Here is a 14,393-nt window from a genome sequence, read left to right as displayed (position 1 = left end):
AAAAATAAGCCATCACCTGTGATCATCCTTTTTCTGGAAAAAGACATTATATAAGAGACGCCCTCATTACCCTCGTGTCGCGTATCTTTACAATATGATTTTAATCACCGGAAGCACAGGTCTGGTAGGTAGACACCTACTCCTCTCACTTATAGAAAGTGGCAAACCCGTGCGTGCATTATATCGCAGCGAGGATAAAAAGGAAGAAGTGCTTGCGTATTACGCTTTCGCGAAAGCGGAATCTCACACACACCTTATAGAATGGACACTGGGAGATATTACAGACATACCTGCCCTAAGTGCTGCCTTTACAGGCGTAACTCACGTTTATCACTGTGCCGCATTGATATCTTTTGATCCTTATCGATTTGATGAACTCACAAAAGTAAACGTAGAGGGAACCGCAAATGTTGTAAACTTAAGCCTAAGCAATAGTGTAGAAAAACTCATTCACCTTAGCTCTATTGCTACACTAGCCAGCACACCAAATAACCCGATTACCGAAGAAAACTACTGGGACCCAGATGCCGAAAACTCTGTTTATGCACTCACAAAAAATGGCGCCGAGATGGAAGTGTGGCGAGGCACAGAAGAGGGACTCAATGCTGTCATCTTTAACCCTGGCATCATACTGGGAGAGGGAGACTACACCTCTGGTAGCGGCTCCTTATTTACTTATATCCTTAAAAAGAAGCTATACTACCCTACTGGATCTACCGGTATTATAGATGTTAAAGACCTTAGTGCTTTAATGATAAAAGGAATGGCCAGCTCCATACAACAAGAGCGTTATATTGCTGTAGGTCATACTATATCTTACCAACAACTACTAACCACAATTGCAAAAACTCTTAAGACCAAAGCGCCTCAAAGAGCAATCTCTACAGGTTTTCTTAAAATCTTGAATATGCTTGATGCGATGAGAGGGCTTTTTACTCGTAAAAGACAAATAACAAGTTTAAGTTATAAGTCTTTACAAAGCAATAGTGTTTACAGTAACCAAAAGCTTTGCGAAGGTTTTGCATACACCCCTACTCCTCTTGTCGAAACTTTAGGACGCGTAGCAAAACATATAAACTCCTAATTCTGTTTACGATATCTCCTGGCAAATGAGTCTGTAACTGTACGAGTAGGTAATCCCGAATTACCCTCTATAGTACGCTCACTTTGTTTTTCTTTCTGAAGTTCCTTTGCTCTAGCTGTTCTTAAAGAGTCTTTAAGCTTGCGCTCTGCAGTTTCTATAGAGTCGTCTACAGCTAGCTGGGCTTTTATCCTATCGAGTACTTTTGCATTCATTTCTCTATAAGCATCTATATCTGTGGTATAGTATGCTACGTTTTGAGCATAGGTAGCACTATCTATATCAAACTTATCATACACATAAGTGTCTGGTTTGAGACCTATAAGTTTAAGCTTTGCAATGTTATATCCTTGAGCTGCATTAATTAATATAGACTCATAAAGAATCTCTTCCATCACGGGCTGCTCTATAAAACTTTCTGGCTTTTGAACCTCTGGAATTTCTTGACAACTAGCGCCAATAATCACTATGGATATTATTAGAAAAAGTTTTTTCATTACCTATCAAACGTAAGACGTTCTCCAAAAAGTTCATCATACACCTTAAAGTTTTTGTAAGCTAGACGCCCATTTACAAAAGTGTGTGTGATACGTGACTTAAAAGTAGTCCCCTCAAAAGGTGACCAGCCACATTTATAAAGAATATTATCTTTTTTAACCGTCCAAGGAGCATTAAGATCTACGAGCACTAGATCTGCCTTATAACCTTTTCTAATATAGCCTCGCTTTTCTACTTGAAAAAGTATCGCTGGATTGTGACACATCTTTTCTACAATTTTTTCTAAAGATATTTTACCCTGGTGATAAAACTCTAACATAGCGGGCAAGGCGTGTTGAACTAAAGGACCACCACTCGGGGCCTTTGTGTAAACGTTATCTTTTTCTTCAATGGTATGAGGTGCGTGATCTGTAGCAATTACATCGATCTTATCATCTAGCAATGCTTGAAAAAGCATATCACGATCTTGCGCGGTTTTTACAGCTGGATTCCATTTGATTCTAGATCCTTTTTCGTCATAGTCTGCATCAGAAAACCATAGGTGATGTATACAAACCTCTGCTGTGATTTTCTTTTCGGCCAGTGGGATGCTGTTATCAAACAACTCTGTTTCCTTACCTGTAGATAAATGAAAGACGTGAAGTCTGGCTCCAGTTTTTTTCGCTAGCGCTATCGCTCTGGAAGATGAGATATAACAAGCTTCTTCACTTCTAATAATAGGGTGAAGGTTCATAGGTATATCATCACCATAACGCTCTTTATATATTGCTAGATTCTCTCTAATGGTCTCTTCGTCTTCACAGTGGGTTGAGATAACCATATCTGTAGACTTAAAAATCTTTTCAAGTACAGCCTCGTTATCAACCAGCATATTACCAGTAGAGCTTCCTAAAAATAATTTAAGACCCGCAACACTTTTCTTATCAACCTTTAAGATTTCGTCAAGATTATCGTTAGTCCCTCCAAACATAAACGAATAGTTTGCAGCAGATGTCTTGCTTGCAATCTCAAACTTCTCCTCCAGTTTCTCAGCAGTAGTAGTTTGTGGGTTTGTATTAGGCATTTCTATAAAAGAAGTAATCCCTCCAGCAACAGCTGCTCTAGACTCTGTAGCTATGTTTGCTTTGTGGGTTAAGCCAGGCTCTCTAAAGTGCACTTGGTCATCTATAACTCCCGGTAATAAGTATTGACCCTCTGCATCAAAAATATGCACATCTCCAGATTTTGCACTTATACTCTCTGCAATTTCCTCTATCACCCCATTGTGAATAAGTATATCTCCTCTTAAGATAGATCCCTCATTAACAATATGTGCATCTTTAATTAATATTTTTTCCATACTTATTTTTTAAATAAATGCTGTAAACGCATTTTAATAACTCCAAAAATCGCCTCTGAAATAATACCAGAGCTCATCTTACTTTCTCCTTTTGTTCTATCTGTAAATACTACAGGCACTTCTACTATTTTAAATTTCTTCAAGTAAGCTTTATACTTCATTTCTATTTGAAATGCATATCCTACAAATTTAATATTATCTAAATCAATAGTTTTAAGCACTTTACTCCTATAGCATATAAATCCAGCAGTTGTATCATAAATATCCATACGCGTTACAAAACGTACATACCTAGAAGCTCCCCAGCTTAGTAGCACTCTACCCATAGGCCAGTTTACAACATTTACACCTGTCACATACCTAGAGCCTATAGCAACATCTGCACCATCTTTTGCACAAGCGTTATAAAGCCTTATAAGATCGTTAGGGTTATGAGAAAAATCTGCGTCCATCTCAAATATATAATCGTACTCTTGGTGCAGCGCCCACTTAAAACCAGCTATGTATGCTGTGCCCAGACCATTCTTCTTTTCTCTATTAAGAAGAAATAGCTTTTCTTTATAAAAACCTTGAAGTTCTTGTACCTTTTGGGCGGTACCGTCTGGAGAATTATCATCAACCACAAGAATATGAAAGGCCCTCTGTAAGGCAAAAATATTGCGTAACAGCCTTTCAATATTGTCAATCTCGTTGTAGGTGGGTATAATAACTACAGCGTTTGCCATATAATCTTGTTTACGCAAATGTACTTATTTTAGAGTGTTCATTACTTGTACAAACGGCCTTTTGAAAGAATTTGTAGTATTTTTAACGGTCTATAAAGACTGTATATTTTGGAAACCATACTTCGCGAAATTACCTACCAAAACTGGATCACCATTTTACTGGTGACCTCCTTGGTCTTTTTAGCCGTTGCAAAGTTTTTATATGCACAACGTTTTGAAGACTTTATAACCATAACAGGAGCAGATCGATTTATTGTAACAAGATCAAGAGGTGTATATATATTCCACCCATTACAACTTATTCTTGCGATCATACAATGTATAGGTATATCTTTATTACTCTATGTTGCCTTTTGTATTACTACAGAGAAGCTCATACGTGATAATTATGACGTTTTTCTCGTCATCCTTGCGGGGTACTCAACTTTTGAAATTGCGAAATTCTTAACAGAACGGCTTTCAACTTATGCATTTGACATTCATAAAAAGATGCAACCTTTCATTTATAAGCGTCTTAATGTTAAAAATATGTTAGGGTTATTTGCATTAATCAGTAGTGCATTTATAGTCTATCAACTAGAACCTCCTCATATACTTATCTATAGCATCATTATACTCATTATTGTGATTTATACGATATCACAATTTTTACTTTTAAGACAGTATAGAGAACAAATTTTTAAACATCCTTTTTATTTTATTTTGTATTTTTGCACTCTCGAAATTGGACCCTACTTCATTTTGTATGAATTCATTACAATGTAAAAGGGCTAATTAAAAAAATGGAGTCAATATGAAAGTGAAAACTATACTTGTTTCGCAGCCTAAGCCTAAGGTTGATAACTCACCATATTTTGAGCTCGAAGAAAGGCAGCGTGTAAAAATAGATTTCATACCCTTTATACACGTAGAGGGCGTTTCTGGAAAAGAAGTAAGATTACAAAAAGTAGATCTTAAAGATTATACGGCTATTATATTAACTAGTCGTAATGCCGTAGACCACTTTTTTAGAATAGCTGAAGAAATGCGTTTTAAAGTGCCAGATACTTTAAAATATTTTTGCCAGAGTGAGGCTGTAGCATATTACCTACAGAAGTATGTAGTATATCGTAAGCGCAAGATTTATGTAGGTAAACGTACCTTCCCAGAGCTTATACCGCTTATCAAAAAGCATAAAAACGAAACCTTTTTACTTCCATCTTCAGATAAGTTTAAGCCTATAGTACCAGAATTGCTTGACGAGCTAGGTGTAAAGTGGATGCAATCTACATTTTACAAAACGGTAGTAAGCGACTTATCACAATATGAAAATGTTTTCTATGACATCTTAGTATTCTTTAGTCCAAGTGGGATTGACTCTTTATTTAAGAACTTCCCTAACTTTGAGCAAAAGAATACCCGTATAGCGGTTTTTGGAAACACGACAGTAAAAGCAGCCGAAGAAGCAGGGCTAGAGATTAATATTATGGCACCTACTCCAGAAACTCCATCTATGACGATGGCTCTAGAGAAGTATATAAAATCTGTAAACAAGAAGTAAACGCTTCTACTTACTATATAAAAAAAGCCCGCATCTAGCAGGCTTTTTTTATACGTCTCATTTACACTTTCCCATCTCACTATGAAACCAGTGATGGTGCCTCAATCGCTTCTAAGATACCATCCCACAAAACAAGTCGCACCTCTAGTGCTCGCTTTGAAACTGTAATCACTTCTTGCCACTTTATTTGATCATCTCCACAGAGTTGTCTCACCATCTCAAGAGCCATAGGCCCGTGCTCATCTGCATCTAGCTCTATGTGTCTGTCAAAATAGTATTTAAAATCTGCAAGGTCCTTTTCTGGAAAGTGCGTTTCTATTTCACCTATGATAGCTGTAAACATAGATGGTATTAAATCTTCTCGCCCAAAGGTAAAAGCTGCGGCAATCTCGTGTAGATTACCACCCATTAAAACCTCAAAGGTAAATTGTAAAAATTGCTGTACACTTTCTGGCAAGTGACCTGTAATATCTGCCAGTGTCTCCGCCCTATAATCTGCATTAACAACTCCTGTGATTGCTGTTGTATCTGCACCCGCCTTTCTCATTGCGTCTAGATACATCTCATAATGACTTACTCTTTTCCCTTGTGCATTAATATCTGTCTCCTCTGCAAGCACAATCTCGTTTATAAGGTAGCGGGTTTCTGGATTGCCCACCGGTTTCCAAGGTAAGGTTGTACAGGTTAATCCACGTTGCAGGGCTTTGAGTAGTGACATAAAATCCCACACCGCATAGACGTGATGCTCCATAAAAACAACAAGATCCTCAGGAGTATGTATGCGTTTATAAAGTGGGTGGTTGAGTAATTGTTTCTGGAGTGATTCTATCTCTTTTTCGACTGTTGTAATCATAGCGTGATTTATTTTACAAAAATAAATACGCAGCAATTATAAATAGGGTTTTTGACTCTAAAGAAAATGTGAAAATTCTTCAGCAAATCTTCTTTGAGGGTTCTTATTACGCTTTCGCGAAAGCGTACTCATCACCCCACCACTTTATGAAATAACATTTATAGCTACTTATCCTTAAAATGACCTGTTATATTTCTATTTTTGCACATCTCAAACTGAGTAAGAATTATGTACAGAACGCACAATAACGGAAGCCTACGCGCCGCCGATGTAAATAAAGAAGTAACCCTAGCAGGATGGGTACAAAAATCTAGAGATAAAGGTTTTATAATCTGGGTAGATCTACGAGATCGTTACGGGATGACACAACTTGTTTTTGACCAAGAACGTACAGATGCTGCTCTTATGGAAGAAGCACGTAAACTGGGACGCGAGTTTGTAATACAAGTTACTGGTACCGTAGTTGAGCGTGATTCAAAAAACCCTAACATTGCTACTGGAGATATAGAGTTATTGGTATCAAAACTGGAGATACTTAACGCTTCTCTTACTCCTCCTTTTACGATAGAAGATGAGACAGATGGTGGAGAAGACCTACGTATGAAGTATCGTTACCTAGACATACGCCGCAAGCCGGTACGTGAGAGTCTTATCTTTAGACACCGTGTGGCTCTTGAGGTACGTAAATACTTATCTGAGCAAGATTTTATTGAAGTTGAGACTCCTTACCTTATAAAATCTACACCAGAGGGAGCGCGGGATTTTGTAGTGCCTTCTCGTATGAATGAAGGACAATTTTATGCACTACCACAATCACCACAGACCTTTAAGCAATTGCTTATGGTGGGTGGTATGGATAAATACTTCCAGATTGTAAAATGTTTTAGAGATGAAGATTTACGTGCAGACAGACAGCCAGAGTTCACACAGATAGACTGTGAGATGGCCTTTGTAGAGCAAGAAGACATTTTAAACATCTTTGAAGGACTTACTCGTCACTTACTTAAGGAAGTAAATGGGGTAGAGATTGAGAAGTTCCCACGTATGCTATATGATGATGCAATGCGTCTGTATGGTAATGATAAGCCAGACATTCGTTTTGGGATGAAATTTGGCGAACTCAATGAGGTTGCTCAACATAAAGACTTTGGCGTTTTTAATAATGCAGAGCTTGTAGTAGGTATAGCTGTACCAGGAGGTAACTCTTATACTCGTAAAGAAATTGATAAAATTATAGAGTGGGTAAAACGCCCGCAAGTAGGAGCATTAGGAATGGTGTACTCTCGTTGTAATGACGATGGAAGCTTTAAATCTTCGGTAGATAAATTTTATGATCAAGAAGACCTTGCAAAGTGGGCAGAAGTAGCAGGAGCTCAAAAAGGTGATCTAGTTTGTATACTCTCTGGTGAGACTAATAAAGTACGTGCACAGATGAGCGCACTACGTATGGAGTTTGCAGAGCGCTTAGGACTACGCAAGCCAGATGAGTTTGCACCACTGTGGGTCATAGACTTCCCGCTACTTGAGCTAGATGAAGAGACAGGACATTACCACGCAATGCACCACCCATTTACCTCTCCAAAACCTGGTCAAATAGGTCTACTTGACACAAAACCTGGTGAAGTAAAAGCAAATGCCTACGACCTTGTACTTAACGGTAACGAGATAGGTGGAGGTTCTATACGTATACACGATAAAGAAACACAGGCTATAATGCTACGTCACCTAGGCTTTTCTGAAGAGGAGGCTAAAGCACAGTTTGGCTTCCTAATGGACGCTTTTGAGTATGGAGCACCTCCACACGGTGGTCTTGCTTTTGGACTAGACAGACTTGTAGCTATACTAGGTGGTCAAGAGACCATACGTGACTTTATTGCGTTCCCAAAAAACAATAGCGGTCGTGATGTAATGATAGATGCTCCTGCTCCACTTGACAATGAGCAACTGCAAGAATTGAATTTGAAGCTTAACAACTAAGCCTATATAATTTTGGAAACCGAAGAATCACAAAGCAATAGCAAAGTCTTTAAGACTGTTCTTAAAACGATAGCTATCACTATGGTAAGTATATTAATACTAGCTATTATTGCTTTCTTTATAACCATTACATTTTTTGACTAGATGGATAAAGTGAGGCGTATTTTTATCATCGTATTATTCTTTATTCTTGCGGGTATGCTTGCTTATGGGTTTTACTGCAAAGCAAACATAGATGAAGCTCTAGGTCATAAGTTTATAGGACTATCTATCGCTGGAGGCTTCTTTATCTTGATGCCTACATTTATCTACCATAGATGGAAGGATCGCAAAGTTGCCGACTATATGCTTACAGATGACGCCTTTAAGAGAATGAAAGAATTTAACAACTCCAAGGATAAAAAGCACTGAATTTAAAGAGTTTACATTAATATAATCTTGGCACGAGTATTGGTTAACAAATAAAAGTGTAAGTTTGCACTTTATTAATTACATATTTTATAATGGAAGGAACAGTAAAATTTTTCAATGAGTCAAAAGGTTATGGTTTTATAACTAATGACGAGACTGGTAAAGACATCTTTGTACACGTTACAGGTCTTAACGGGGAAACTATCAACGAAGGAGACAAAGTTGAGTACGTAGAAGAAGAAGGAAGAAAAGGATTGACTGCTGCACAAGTAAGTGTACTGTCATAATTAAGATAGATACTTTTTTACGATTACAAAAAAGCTCGCCTATGGCGGGCTTTTTTATTGCCTTTACTTTTACAATAAGTAGTTCTAAAAAATTCGATTAAGAACAACGCTAGCATCCAGCAGTATGATGCAGAATACACCAGCGACTATAATAAACTTCAAAATATTATGGAGTAGCACATAATGAGGTCTTGCTTTAGACTGCCATAAAATAGCAAGAAAAAGGAGCAACAACACCACACTACCATAAAAATAATAGCTCATATAACCCAGCTTAAAATGGTTTATAAGAAAGAATACAGGTATAACTGTAAGACCAGCTAGCAACGACAGTAGCCACTTTGAAGTAGTAGCGCCATACATTACAGGTATAGTACGATATCTCTGTGCAAAATCTCCCTTAAGATTCTCTAAATCTTTTACCATCTCTCGCATAGCTATCACTAAAAACAAAAAGGACCCGTGTACAAATATCACTGGAGCCAGATTTCCATAATAGATAAACACAGCAAAGAAGGGTGTTATAGCAAGTGTTGCCGCCACGAGATTTCCTAAAAAAGGAATCTTTTTAAGCTTATGTGAGTAAATCCAAATACCAAAAATATAAAGCGCATAAAAAACAACAGCCTTAAAAGAGACATAACTAGCTGCTATAACTGCAAGAAGATTAAGGGTGAAGTAAATAGACAGCTTTGTGTTTTGACTCACTAAGCGGTCTAGCATTGTTTTTTTAGGCCTGTTTATGAGGTCTTTTTCTGAGTCGTAAAAGCTGTTTATTATATACCCAGAGGCTATAGTAAAAACACCTGCAAGCACTAAAAAGAAAAGGTTAGAGTCAAATAATATCTCACTAAGCCTCTTATCTGGTGCAAGTATAAATATAGATGTAAGGTACTGGGCAAGTACAATAATAAGAATATTGTAACCTCTTACTACAGAGAATAGACTTACTAACTTAAGGATAAAACGTTTGTTTTTTCGCGAAAGCATAAGCTATCTCGTTTAATAAAAAATGTATGAAAATTAATTAGAACGTGTAAACCACTTCTAGCTTGTGATCTTTAAGAGCTGCTTGTGCCTTTTCAAGGTCTTCTGTAAAGCCTAGCATATAACCTCCACCTCCAGAACCGCAAAGTTTGAGATAGTAATCATTAGACTCAATACCTTGCTTCCATAAGTCGTGAAACTTTGTAGGAATCATTGGTTTGAAGTTACTTAAAACTACTTTAGAAAGCTGCTTTACATTCCCAAAAAGTGATTTTACATCTCCTTTTAAGAAATCATCTATACAGGCATCTGTATGCTTTACAAACTGATCTTTAAGCATAGACCTAAAACCGTCTTGCTTCATATTTTCCATAAATATGTTTACCATAGGTGCAGTTTCACCTACAATACCACTATCTAGAAGGAATACGGCTCCCGTACCCTTTTCTGCTTGAGAAGGAATACCTGCAGCCTCAATGCTATCTTTACTATTAATAAGTATAGGAAGACTTAAATAACTATTAAGAGGGTCTAATCCAGAAGATTTACCGTGAAAAAATGATTCCATCCCACCAAAAATTGTTTTTAGTGTGAGCAACTTCTCTCTTGTAAGGTTTTCTAAAACGGTAATTTTATCTACGGCATATTTATCATAAATAGCTGCAACTAGCGCACCGCTACTTCCTACACCATATCCTTGTGGAATGCTTGAATCAAAGTACATACCCGCAGCCACATCTTGATTCATTTTATCGATATCAAAAGAAACTAACTCCGGCTGCTCTGTTTGTAAATCATTAAGATAAGTAACAAACTTTGCAAGCTTCTCATTTGAGTCCTTTGCTTCTTGTGAAGGATTTTCCTCTATCTTTAACGCTCCGTTATAGAAGTTATAAGGAATAGCAAGTCCTTTTGAATCTTTTATAATTCCGTACTCGCCAAAAAGTAAAATCTTAGAATAAAATAACGGGCCTTTCATATGGGGTGCTCTTAATACTAGTTACAAATTTACATTTTTTTTGCGCCATTACCCACAAAGTCATTGATATAGTGGCCGTTTTGGCAAAATTTTGAAAGTTTAGTGGCTATAAAGTCTTGTACACTATGCTTCTCATTTTCGGGATAAAGCACGTGTACGTTTGCGCCAGCATCTAGTGTAAAGCACACCTTTGAGCCCGTTTGTTGTCTATAATCCCATATTTCATTTATAATCTCGAGCGTTTTAGGCTTCATCAATATAAAATAAGGGTGGCTGGTCATCATCATTGCGTGTAGTGTGAGTGCTTCACTTTCAACTAGTTTTATAAACGCATCTACATCTCCTGCCTCAAAAAAACGCATAAGCTCAGATAAGTTATCGTGAGCCTGGGAGAATCTCGCTTTCGCGAAAGCGTGACCGTGCATAAGGCCGTGACCTACTGTACTACTTACTTGTTTCTCTCCTTTATCTACAAGTAAGATGGTGTCTTGATAATTTTTAAAATTATCGTGTACATTGCCATTATAACTTGTGCCAAAAATATCACTACTATTAGATATCTCTTTATGATTACCCCATACCACTAGAGGTCCATCTAGACTTCTACACGCACTACCAGAACCAAGTCTTGCAAGAAAGCTAGCCTTTTGTAAAAAATAGGCGGGCGTCATATCTGGATTGCTCTGTCGTTCTATCTCAATAAGGCATAAAGCAAGCGCACTCATACCAGAAGCAGAACTTGCAATACCTGAGCTATGTGGAAAAGAGTTTGTAGTATCTATCACATACGAGTACTCCTTAACAAAAGGTATATACTTCTCTATGCGCTCAAAAAACTTTGCAATTTTAGGTTTAAAATCTGGCTCAGACTTGCCGTCTAGCAGTACATCAAACTCAATCTCACCAGTAGTACTAGCAGTCTTTTTATAAGAAAGCTTGGTCGTAGTGTGACAGTTAGAAAGCGTAAAACTTATACTAGGATTTTGTGGTAATTGCTCACCGTGTTTACCCCAATATTTTACAAGGGCTATATTACTAGGAGACTGGTAAGTGACAGATCCTTGTGTAAGTACTTTATAATTTTCTGAGGGTATAAAATCGCTTTCGATCATAGGGTGGTTATAGATATATAAGCAAAGATAGCAATATCAACGCTTAGACACGTCTAAGAATATTTACTACCTTTAAGACCAATCCTTTCCTTATGAACAAAGATTTACTAGTGCGTATTGTGCTAAGCATTATTATTTGCCTACTTGTAGGCACCATAGGTTCTCTAGCTACTCAATCTAGCATAGACAACTGGTATGTTAGTCTTATGAAGCCTAGCTGGAGTCCTCCTAACTGGGTGTTTGCTCCCGTGTGGATTACCTTATACATTCTTATGGGGATTGCCGCCGGTATAGTTTGGAATCGAGGATTTTATCACAAATGGGTAAAAACGGCCCTTTATCATTTTGGGTTTCAGCTCATCCTTAATGGAATGTGGAGTATTATATTTTTTGGGTGGCAAGAGCCGTTTCTTGCCTTACTAGCAATTTGCGGACTATTTATCTTAGTGATATTTACTATAAAATGGTTTAAAGTAGTAAATCGATGGAGCGCTGCATTACTTATTCCTTACCTACTATGGCTTGCCTTTGCAACTGCTCTTAATTTTGAAATCTGGCGTCTTAATTAGAAAGTGCTAGCAATTTTACGATGGTCTTATAATTGCGGGTTGTAGCAAGCACGTTCAATCTTTTTTCAAAAAAAGTGTTTGTCGCCTTTGCTTTTCCGTATCCTTTCTCTGGATATATGTAAACACAATTTTCTGTAGCTATAAAGTGCTCGTTAGGTAACTCTAGATTATTTACAAGGGCTATATCTTCTGGGCTGGGCACGGTATGTAACAATGCAAAATAACTTGACGCTATATATTCTGGTGAGAGCACATAATTCTCATAAACCTGAGTGAGCATTTTACGAGTGAACACAAACACTGGGACCTCAAAACCGAATGCATCTACAATAGCTTTCTTTATAACAGCTGTTATCTCATCTATACTTTTCTCGTGAGATTTAAATATTATATTTCCACTCTGTATGTAAGTCACCACATCATTATATCCAAGCGAAGTGAAGAGAGTTTTGAGGTCTGCCATCTTGACTTTTTTATGACCTCCCACATTAATCCCGCGCAGTAAACATATAAACGTATTCATAAATCTACTTTTAAGAATCTATAGCCTGAGCAATGAGATAGCCTCCCGTCCAGGCATTTTGAAAGTTAAACCCGCCTGTGATTGCATCTATATTGAGCACCTCTCCAGCGAGATAAAGATGATTTACTTTTTTACTCTCAAAGGTTTTAAAGTGTACTTCTTTAAGATTTATCCCTCCAGCAGTCACAAACTCCTCCTTAAAGGTGCTCTTACCATCTACCTTGTATCTGGATTGAGTAAGTTCTCTACTAAGAGATTGAAGTTGGCTTTTTGTAAGCTCTGCCCACTTTATGACGGGCTGAACACCAGCTGCAATAAGTAAACTTTGCCATAGGCGTTTAGGTAAGTCTAACTGTGCATAGGTGTGAGGCGACTGCTTTGCGTGAGCCATTTTGAGCTCCATAAGCATCTCTAGTGCCTCTTCTTGCGAGTAATGCTGCAGCCAGTTTACCTGTATGTCAAATTTATAATTAATAGCAGCAAGATCTCTCGCTCCCCAGGCAGACAGTTTTAATATGGCCGGGCCACTCATCCCCCAGTGTGTAATAAGTAATGGCCCTTCAGACTTTTGCTTTATACCAAGTACTTTTATAGTGACATCTTTTGCAACACCCATTAACCCCTCAATACGTTTATCTTTTATATTAAAAGTAAAAAGTGACGGTACGGCGTTAGTAATAGTATGACCTAGTTTTTCGAGGAGTTTCCACATTTTAGGGTTACTACCTGTGGTCATCACTAGCTTATCGCAAGTAAACACACCCTTACTAGTTTTTACAAAAAAGGTGTTGGTAGTTTGCGCTTTCGCGAAAGCGTCATCAAAACCTACATCTTGCACCGCGTGGTTAGTAAGCACTTCAATGCGATGCTTTTTTGCCAGAGAGATAAAACAATCTACAATAGTGGCCGAAGAATCTGTTACTGGAAACATTCTTCCATCTTCTTCTATCTTGAGCTCGACACCACGTTCTTCAAACCAGGCTATGGTATCACCCGTCATAAAAGTATGAAATGGCCCAAGCAGCTCTTTCTCACCTCGAGGATATTTTTTTGAAAGCTCCTTAGGTATAAACTCTGCGTGGGTAACATTGCAACGACCACCACCAGAAATTTTAACCTTAGTAAGGACATCTTTACCTCGCTCAAGTATAGCAATCTTGAGTTGCGGATTTTTTTCGGCAAGATTAATAGCTGTAAAAAAACCAGCAGCACCACCACCTACTATAAGTATATCAAATCTATTCATCTTAACATCTGGAATAATACGTTTGTAAAGATAGGTTTATTAAAGCCTTTGCTATACAATTTACTTTGCTTCTATATTAGTGTGGCCCCATCATTAAATACTTTTTTAAAATAGCAACTTAAGGAGCTCTAAGGATATTAAACAAAGTGACTAATAATATGAGTACGCTTTCGCGAAAGCGTAAAACCAATTATAGGACCCGCATCACTTGTTTTACAAGTTGAAATTTTAACATTTACTAATGTTACGAAAACATTACGAAAAGG

General features: G+C 37.6%; 16 protein-coding genes. 7 read left to right on the top strand and 9 right to left on the bottom strand.

The window, feature by feature from the left end; genetic code table 11:
• Positions 1-94: 94 nt before the first annotated feature.
• Positions 95-1,084, top strand: a complete 990-nt coding sequence (locus tag ACFO5T_RS08715; RefSeq protein WP_380033646.1) for an NAD-dependent epimerase/dehydratase family protein — start codon at positions 95-97, stop codon at positions 1,082-1,084.
• On the opposite strand, the gene ACFO5T_RS08710 is transcribed toward ACFO5T_RS08715, so the two are convergent.
• The 3 genes from ACFO5T_RS08710 to ACFO5T_RS08700 are packed head-to-tail and all read right to left on the bottom strand — an operon-like array spanning position 1,081 to position 3,643.
• Positions 1,081-1,578, bottom strand: a complete 498-nt coding sequence (locus ACFO5T_RS08710) for a DUF4296 domain-containing protein (RefSeq protein WP_084811663.1) — start codon at positions 1,576-1,578, stop codon at positions 1,081-1,083. The genes ACFO5T_RS08715 and ACFO5T_RS08710 overlap by 4 nt on opposite strands.
• Positions 1,578-2,918, bottom strand: a complete 1,341-nt coding sequence (locus tag ACFO5T_RS08705) for a dihydroorotase (RefSeq protein WP_380033644.1) — start codon at positions 2,916-2,918, stop codon at positions 1,578-1,580. The genes ACFO5T_RS08710 and ACFO5T_RS08705 overlap by 1 nt, the downstream gene beginning before the upstream one ends.
• Positions 2,919-2,920: 2 nt before the next feature.
• Complete coding sequence (locus ACFO5T_RS08700; RefSeq protein WP_380033642.1) at positions 2,921-3,643, bottom strand: polyprenol monophosphomannose synthase; 723 nt, start codon at positions 3,641-3,643, stop codon at positions 2,921-2,923.
• 108 nt (positions 3,644-3,751) lie between these two features.
• Here ACFO5T_RS08700 and ACFO5T_RS08695 point away from each other — a divergent pair, with 108 nt between their 5' ends.
• Both ACFO5T_RS08695 and ACFO5T_RS08690 read left to right on the top strand, forming a co-directional pair.
• Positions 3,752-4,408, top strand: a complete 657-nt coding sequence (locus ACFO5T_RS08695; RefSeq protein WP_380033640.1) for a DUF4271 domain-containing protein — start codon at positions 3,752-3,754, stop codon at positions 4,406-4,408.
• A gap of 28 nt (positions 4,409-4,436) precedes the next feature.
• Positions 4,437-5,183: a uroporphyrinogen-III synthase gene (locus ACFO5T_RS08690; protein ID WP_038598855.1), complete on the top strand. Its 747-nt coding sequence runs from the start codon at positions 4,437-4,439 to the stop codon at positions 5,181-5,183.
• 79 nt (positions 5,184-5,262) lie between these two features.
• Here the strand turns inward: ACFO5T_RS08690 and ACFO5T_RS08685 are convergent, their stop codons facing one another.
• Positions 5,263-6,036, bottom strand: coding sequence for a DUF3050 domain-containing protein (locus tag ACFO5T_RS08685; RefSeq protein ID WP_380033638.1), 774 nt, complete (start codon positions 6,034-6,036; stop codon positions 5,263-5,265).
• 228 nt (positions 6,037-6,264) lie between these two features.
• On the opposite strand from ACFO5T_RS08685, the gene aspS reads away from it, so the two are divergent.
• The 3 genes from aspS (at position 6,265) to ACFO5T_RS08670 (ending at position 8,711) form a co-directional block, all read left to right on the top strand.
• A complete protein-coding gene (gene aspS / locus ACFO5T_RS08680; RefSeq protein WP_380033636.1) occupies positions 6,265-8,013 on the top strand; it encodes an aspartate--tRNA ligase in 1,749 nt (582 codons plus the stop codon).
• 144 nt (positions 8,014-8,157) lie between these two features.
• On the top strand, positions 8,158-8,424 hold the full coding sequence (locus tag ACFO5T_RS08675) for a hypothetical protein (protein ID WP_035326970.1): 267 nt from the start codon (positions 8,158-8,160) through the stop codon (positions 8,422-8,424).
• Between the two features lie 92 nt (positions 8,425-8,516).
• Positions 8,517-8,711 (top strand): cold-shock protein, encoded by a 195-nt coding sequence (locus ACFO5T_RS08670; protein WP_035326968.1) that lies wholly within the window; start codon positions 8,517-8,519, stop codon positions 8,709-8,711.
• 84 nt (positions 8,712-8,795) lie between these two features.
• On the opposite strand, the gene ACFO5T_RS08665 is transcribed toward ACFO5T_RS08670, so the two are convergent.
• Genes ACFO5T_RS08665 through ACFO5T_RS08655 form a run of 3 tightly spaced genes read right to left on the bottom strand, consistent with a single transcriptional unit; the run spans position 8,796 to position 11,789 of the window.
• Positions 8,796-9,701: a geranylgeranylglycerol-phosphate geranylgeranyltransferase gene (locus tag ACFO5T_RS08665; RefSeq protein WP_380033633.1), complete on the bottom strand. Its 906-nt coding sequence runs from the start codon at positions 9,699-9,701 to the stop codon at positions 8,796-8,798.
• Between the two features lie 37 nt (positions 9,702-9,738).
• Positions 9,739-10,677, bottom strand: coding sequence for a mevalonate kinase family protein (locus tag ACFO5T_RS08660; RefSeq protein ID WP_299147758.1), 939 nt, complete (start codon positions 10,675-10,677; stop codon positions 9,739-9,741).
• Positions 10,678-10,706: 29 nt separating this feature from the next.
• Positions 10,707-11,789, bottom strand: a complete 1,083-nt coding sequence (locus tag ACFO5T_RS08655; RefSeq protein WP_380033631.1) for a diphosphomevalonate decarboxylase — start codon at positions 11,787-11,789, stop codon at positions 10,707-10,709.
• A gap of 92 nt (positions 11,790-11,881) precedes the next feature.
• On the opposite strand from ACFO5T_RS08655, the gene ACFO5T_RS08650 reads away from it, so the two are divergent.
• Positions 11,882-12,358: a TspO/MBR family protein gene (locus ACFO5T_RS08650; RefSeq protein WP_038598834.1), complete on the top strand. Its 477-nt coding sequence runs from the start codon at positions 11,882-11,884 to the stop codon at positions 12,356-12,358.
• Here ACFO5T_RS08650 and ACFO5T_RS08645 read toward each other — a convergent pair.
• A complete protein-coding gene (locus ACFO5T_RS08645; protein WP_380033628.1) occupies positions 12,351-12,881 on the bottom strand; it encodes a DUF1697 domain-containing protein in 531 nt (176 codons plus the stop codon). The two genes, ACFO5T_RS08650 and ACFO5T_RS08645, sit on opposite strands and share 8 nt — an antisense overlap.
• 10 nt (positions 12,882-12,891) lie before the next feature.
• Positions 12,892-14,127, bottom strand: a complete 1,236-nt coding sequence (locus ACFO5T_RS08640; RefSeq protein ID WP_380033626.1) for a BaiN/RdsA family NAD(P)/FAD-dependent oxidoreductase — start codon at positions 14,125-14,127, stop codon at positions 12,892-12,894.
• Between the last annotated feature and the right edge of the window lie 266 nt (positions 14,128-14,393).

It is taken from the genome of Dokdonia genika (assembly GCF_042652845.1).
GTDB lineage: Bacteria > Bacteroidota > Bacteroidia > Flavobacteriales > Flavobacteriaceae > Dokdonia > Dokdonia donghaensis.
The sequence above is the reverse complement of the archived record's forward strand: the minus strand, read 5'-3'. Positions and strand labels throughout refer to the sequence as shown.

Excerpts from the sequence above, each read along its gene's own strand:
- ACFO5T_RS08715 (WP_380033646.1), top strand. The coding sequence starts at position 95 with ATGATTTTAATCACCGGAAGCACAGGTCTGGTAGGTAGACACCTACTC.
- ACFO5T_RS08710 (WP_084811663.1), bottom strand. The coding sequence starts at position 1,578 with ATGAAAAAACTTTTTCTAATAATATCCATAGTGATTATTGGCGCTAGT.
- ACFO5T_RS08705 (WP_380033644.1), bottom strand. The coding sequence starts at position 2,918 with ATGGAAAAAATATTAATTAAAGATGCACATATTGTTAATGAGGGATCT.
- ACFO5T_RS08700 (WP_380033642.1), bottom strand. The coding sequence starts at position 3,643 with ATGGCAAACGCTGTAGTTATTATACCCACCTACAACGAGATTGACAAT.
- ACFO5T_RS08690 (WP_038598855.1), top strand. The coding sequence starts at position 4,437 with ATGAAAGTGAAAACTATACTTGTTTCGCAGCCTAAGCCTAAGGTTGAT.
- ACFO5T_RS08685 (WP_380033638.1), bottom strand. The coding sequence starts at position 6,036 with ATGATTACAACAGTCGAAAAAGAGATAGAATCACTCCAGAAACAATTA.
- aspS (WP_380033636.1), top strand. The coding sequence starts at position 6,265 with ATGTACAGAACGCACAATAACGGAAGCCTACGCGCCGCCGATGTAAAT.
- ACFO5T_RS08675 (WP_035326970.1), top strand. The coding sequence starts at position 8,158 with ATGGATAAAGTGAGGCGTATTTTTATCATCGTATTATTCTTTATTCTT.
- ACFO5T_RS08670 (WP_035326968.1), top strand. The coding sequence starts at position 8,517 with ATGGAAGGAACAGTAAAATTTTTCAATGAGTCAAAAGGTTATGGTTTT.
- ACFO5T_RS08665 (WP_380033633.1), bottom strand. The coding sequence starts at position 9,701 with ATGCTTTCGCGAAAAAACAAACGTTTTATCCTTAAGTTAGTAAGTCTA.
- ACFO5T_RS08660 (WP_299147758.1), bottom strand. The coding sequence starts at position 10,677 with ATGAAAGGCCCGTTATTTTATTCTAAGATTTTACTTTTTGGCGAGTAC.
- ACFO5T_RS08655 (WP_380033631.1), bottom strand. The coding sequence starts at position 11,789 with ATGATCGAAAGCGATTTTATACCCTCAGAAAATTATAAAGTACTTACA.
- ACFO5T_RS08650 (WP_038598834.1), top strand. The coding sequence starts at position 11,882 with ATGAACAAAGATTTACTAGTGCGTATTGTGCTAAGCATTATTATTTGC.
- ACFO5T_RS08645 (WP_380033628.1), bottom strand. The coding sequence starts at position 12,881 with ATGAATACGTTTATATGTTTACTGCGCGGGATTAATGTGGGAGGTCAT.
- ACFO5T_RS08640 (WP_380033626.1), bottom strand. The coding sequence starts at position 14,127 with ATGAATAGATTTGATATACTTATAGTAGGTGGTGGTGCTGCTGGTTTT.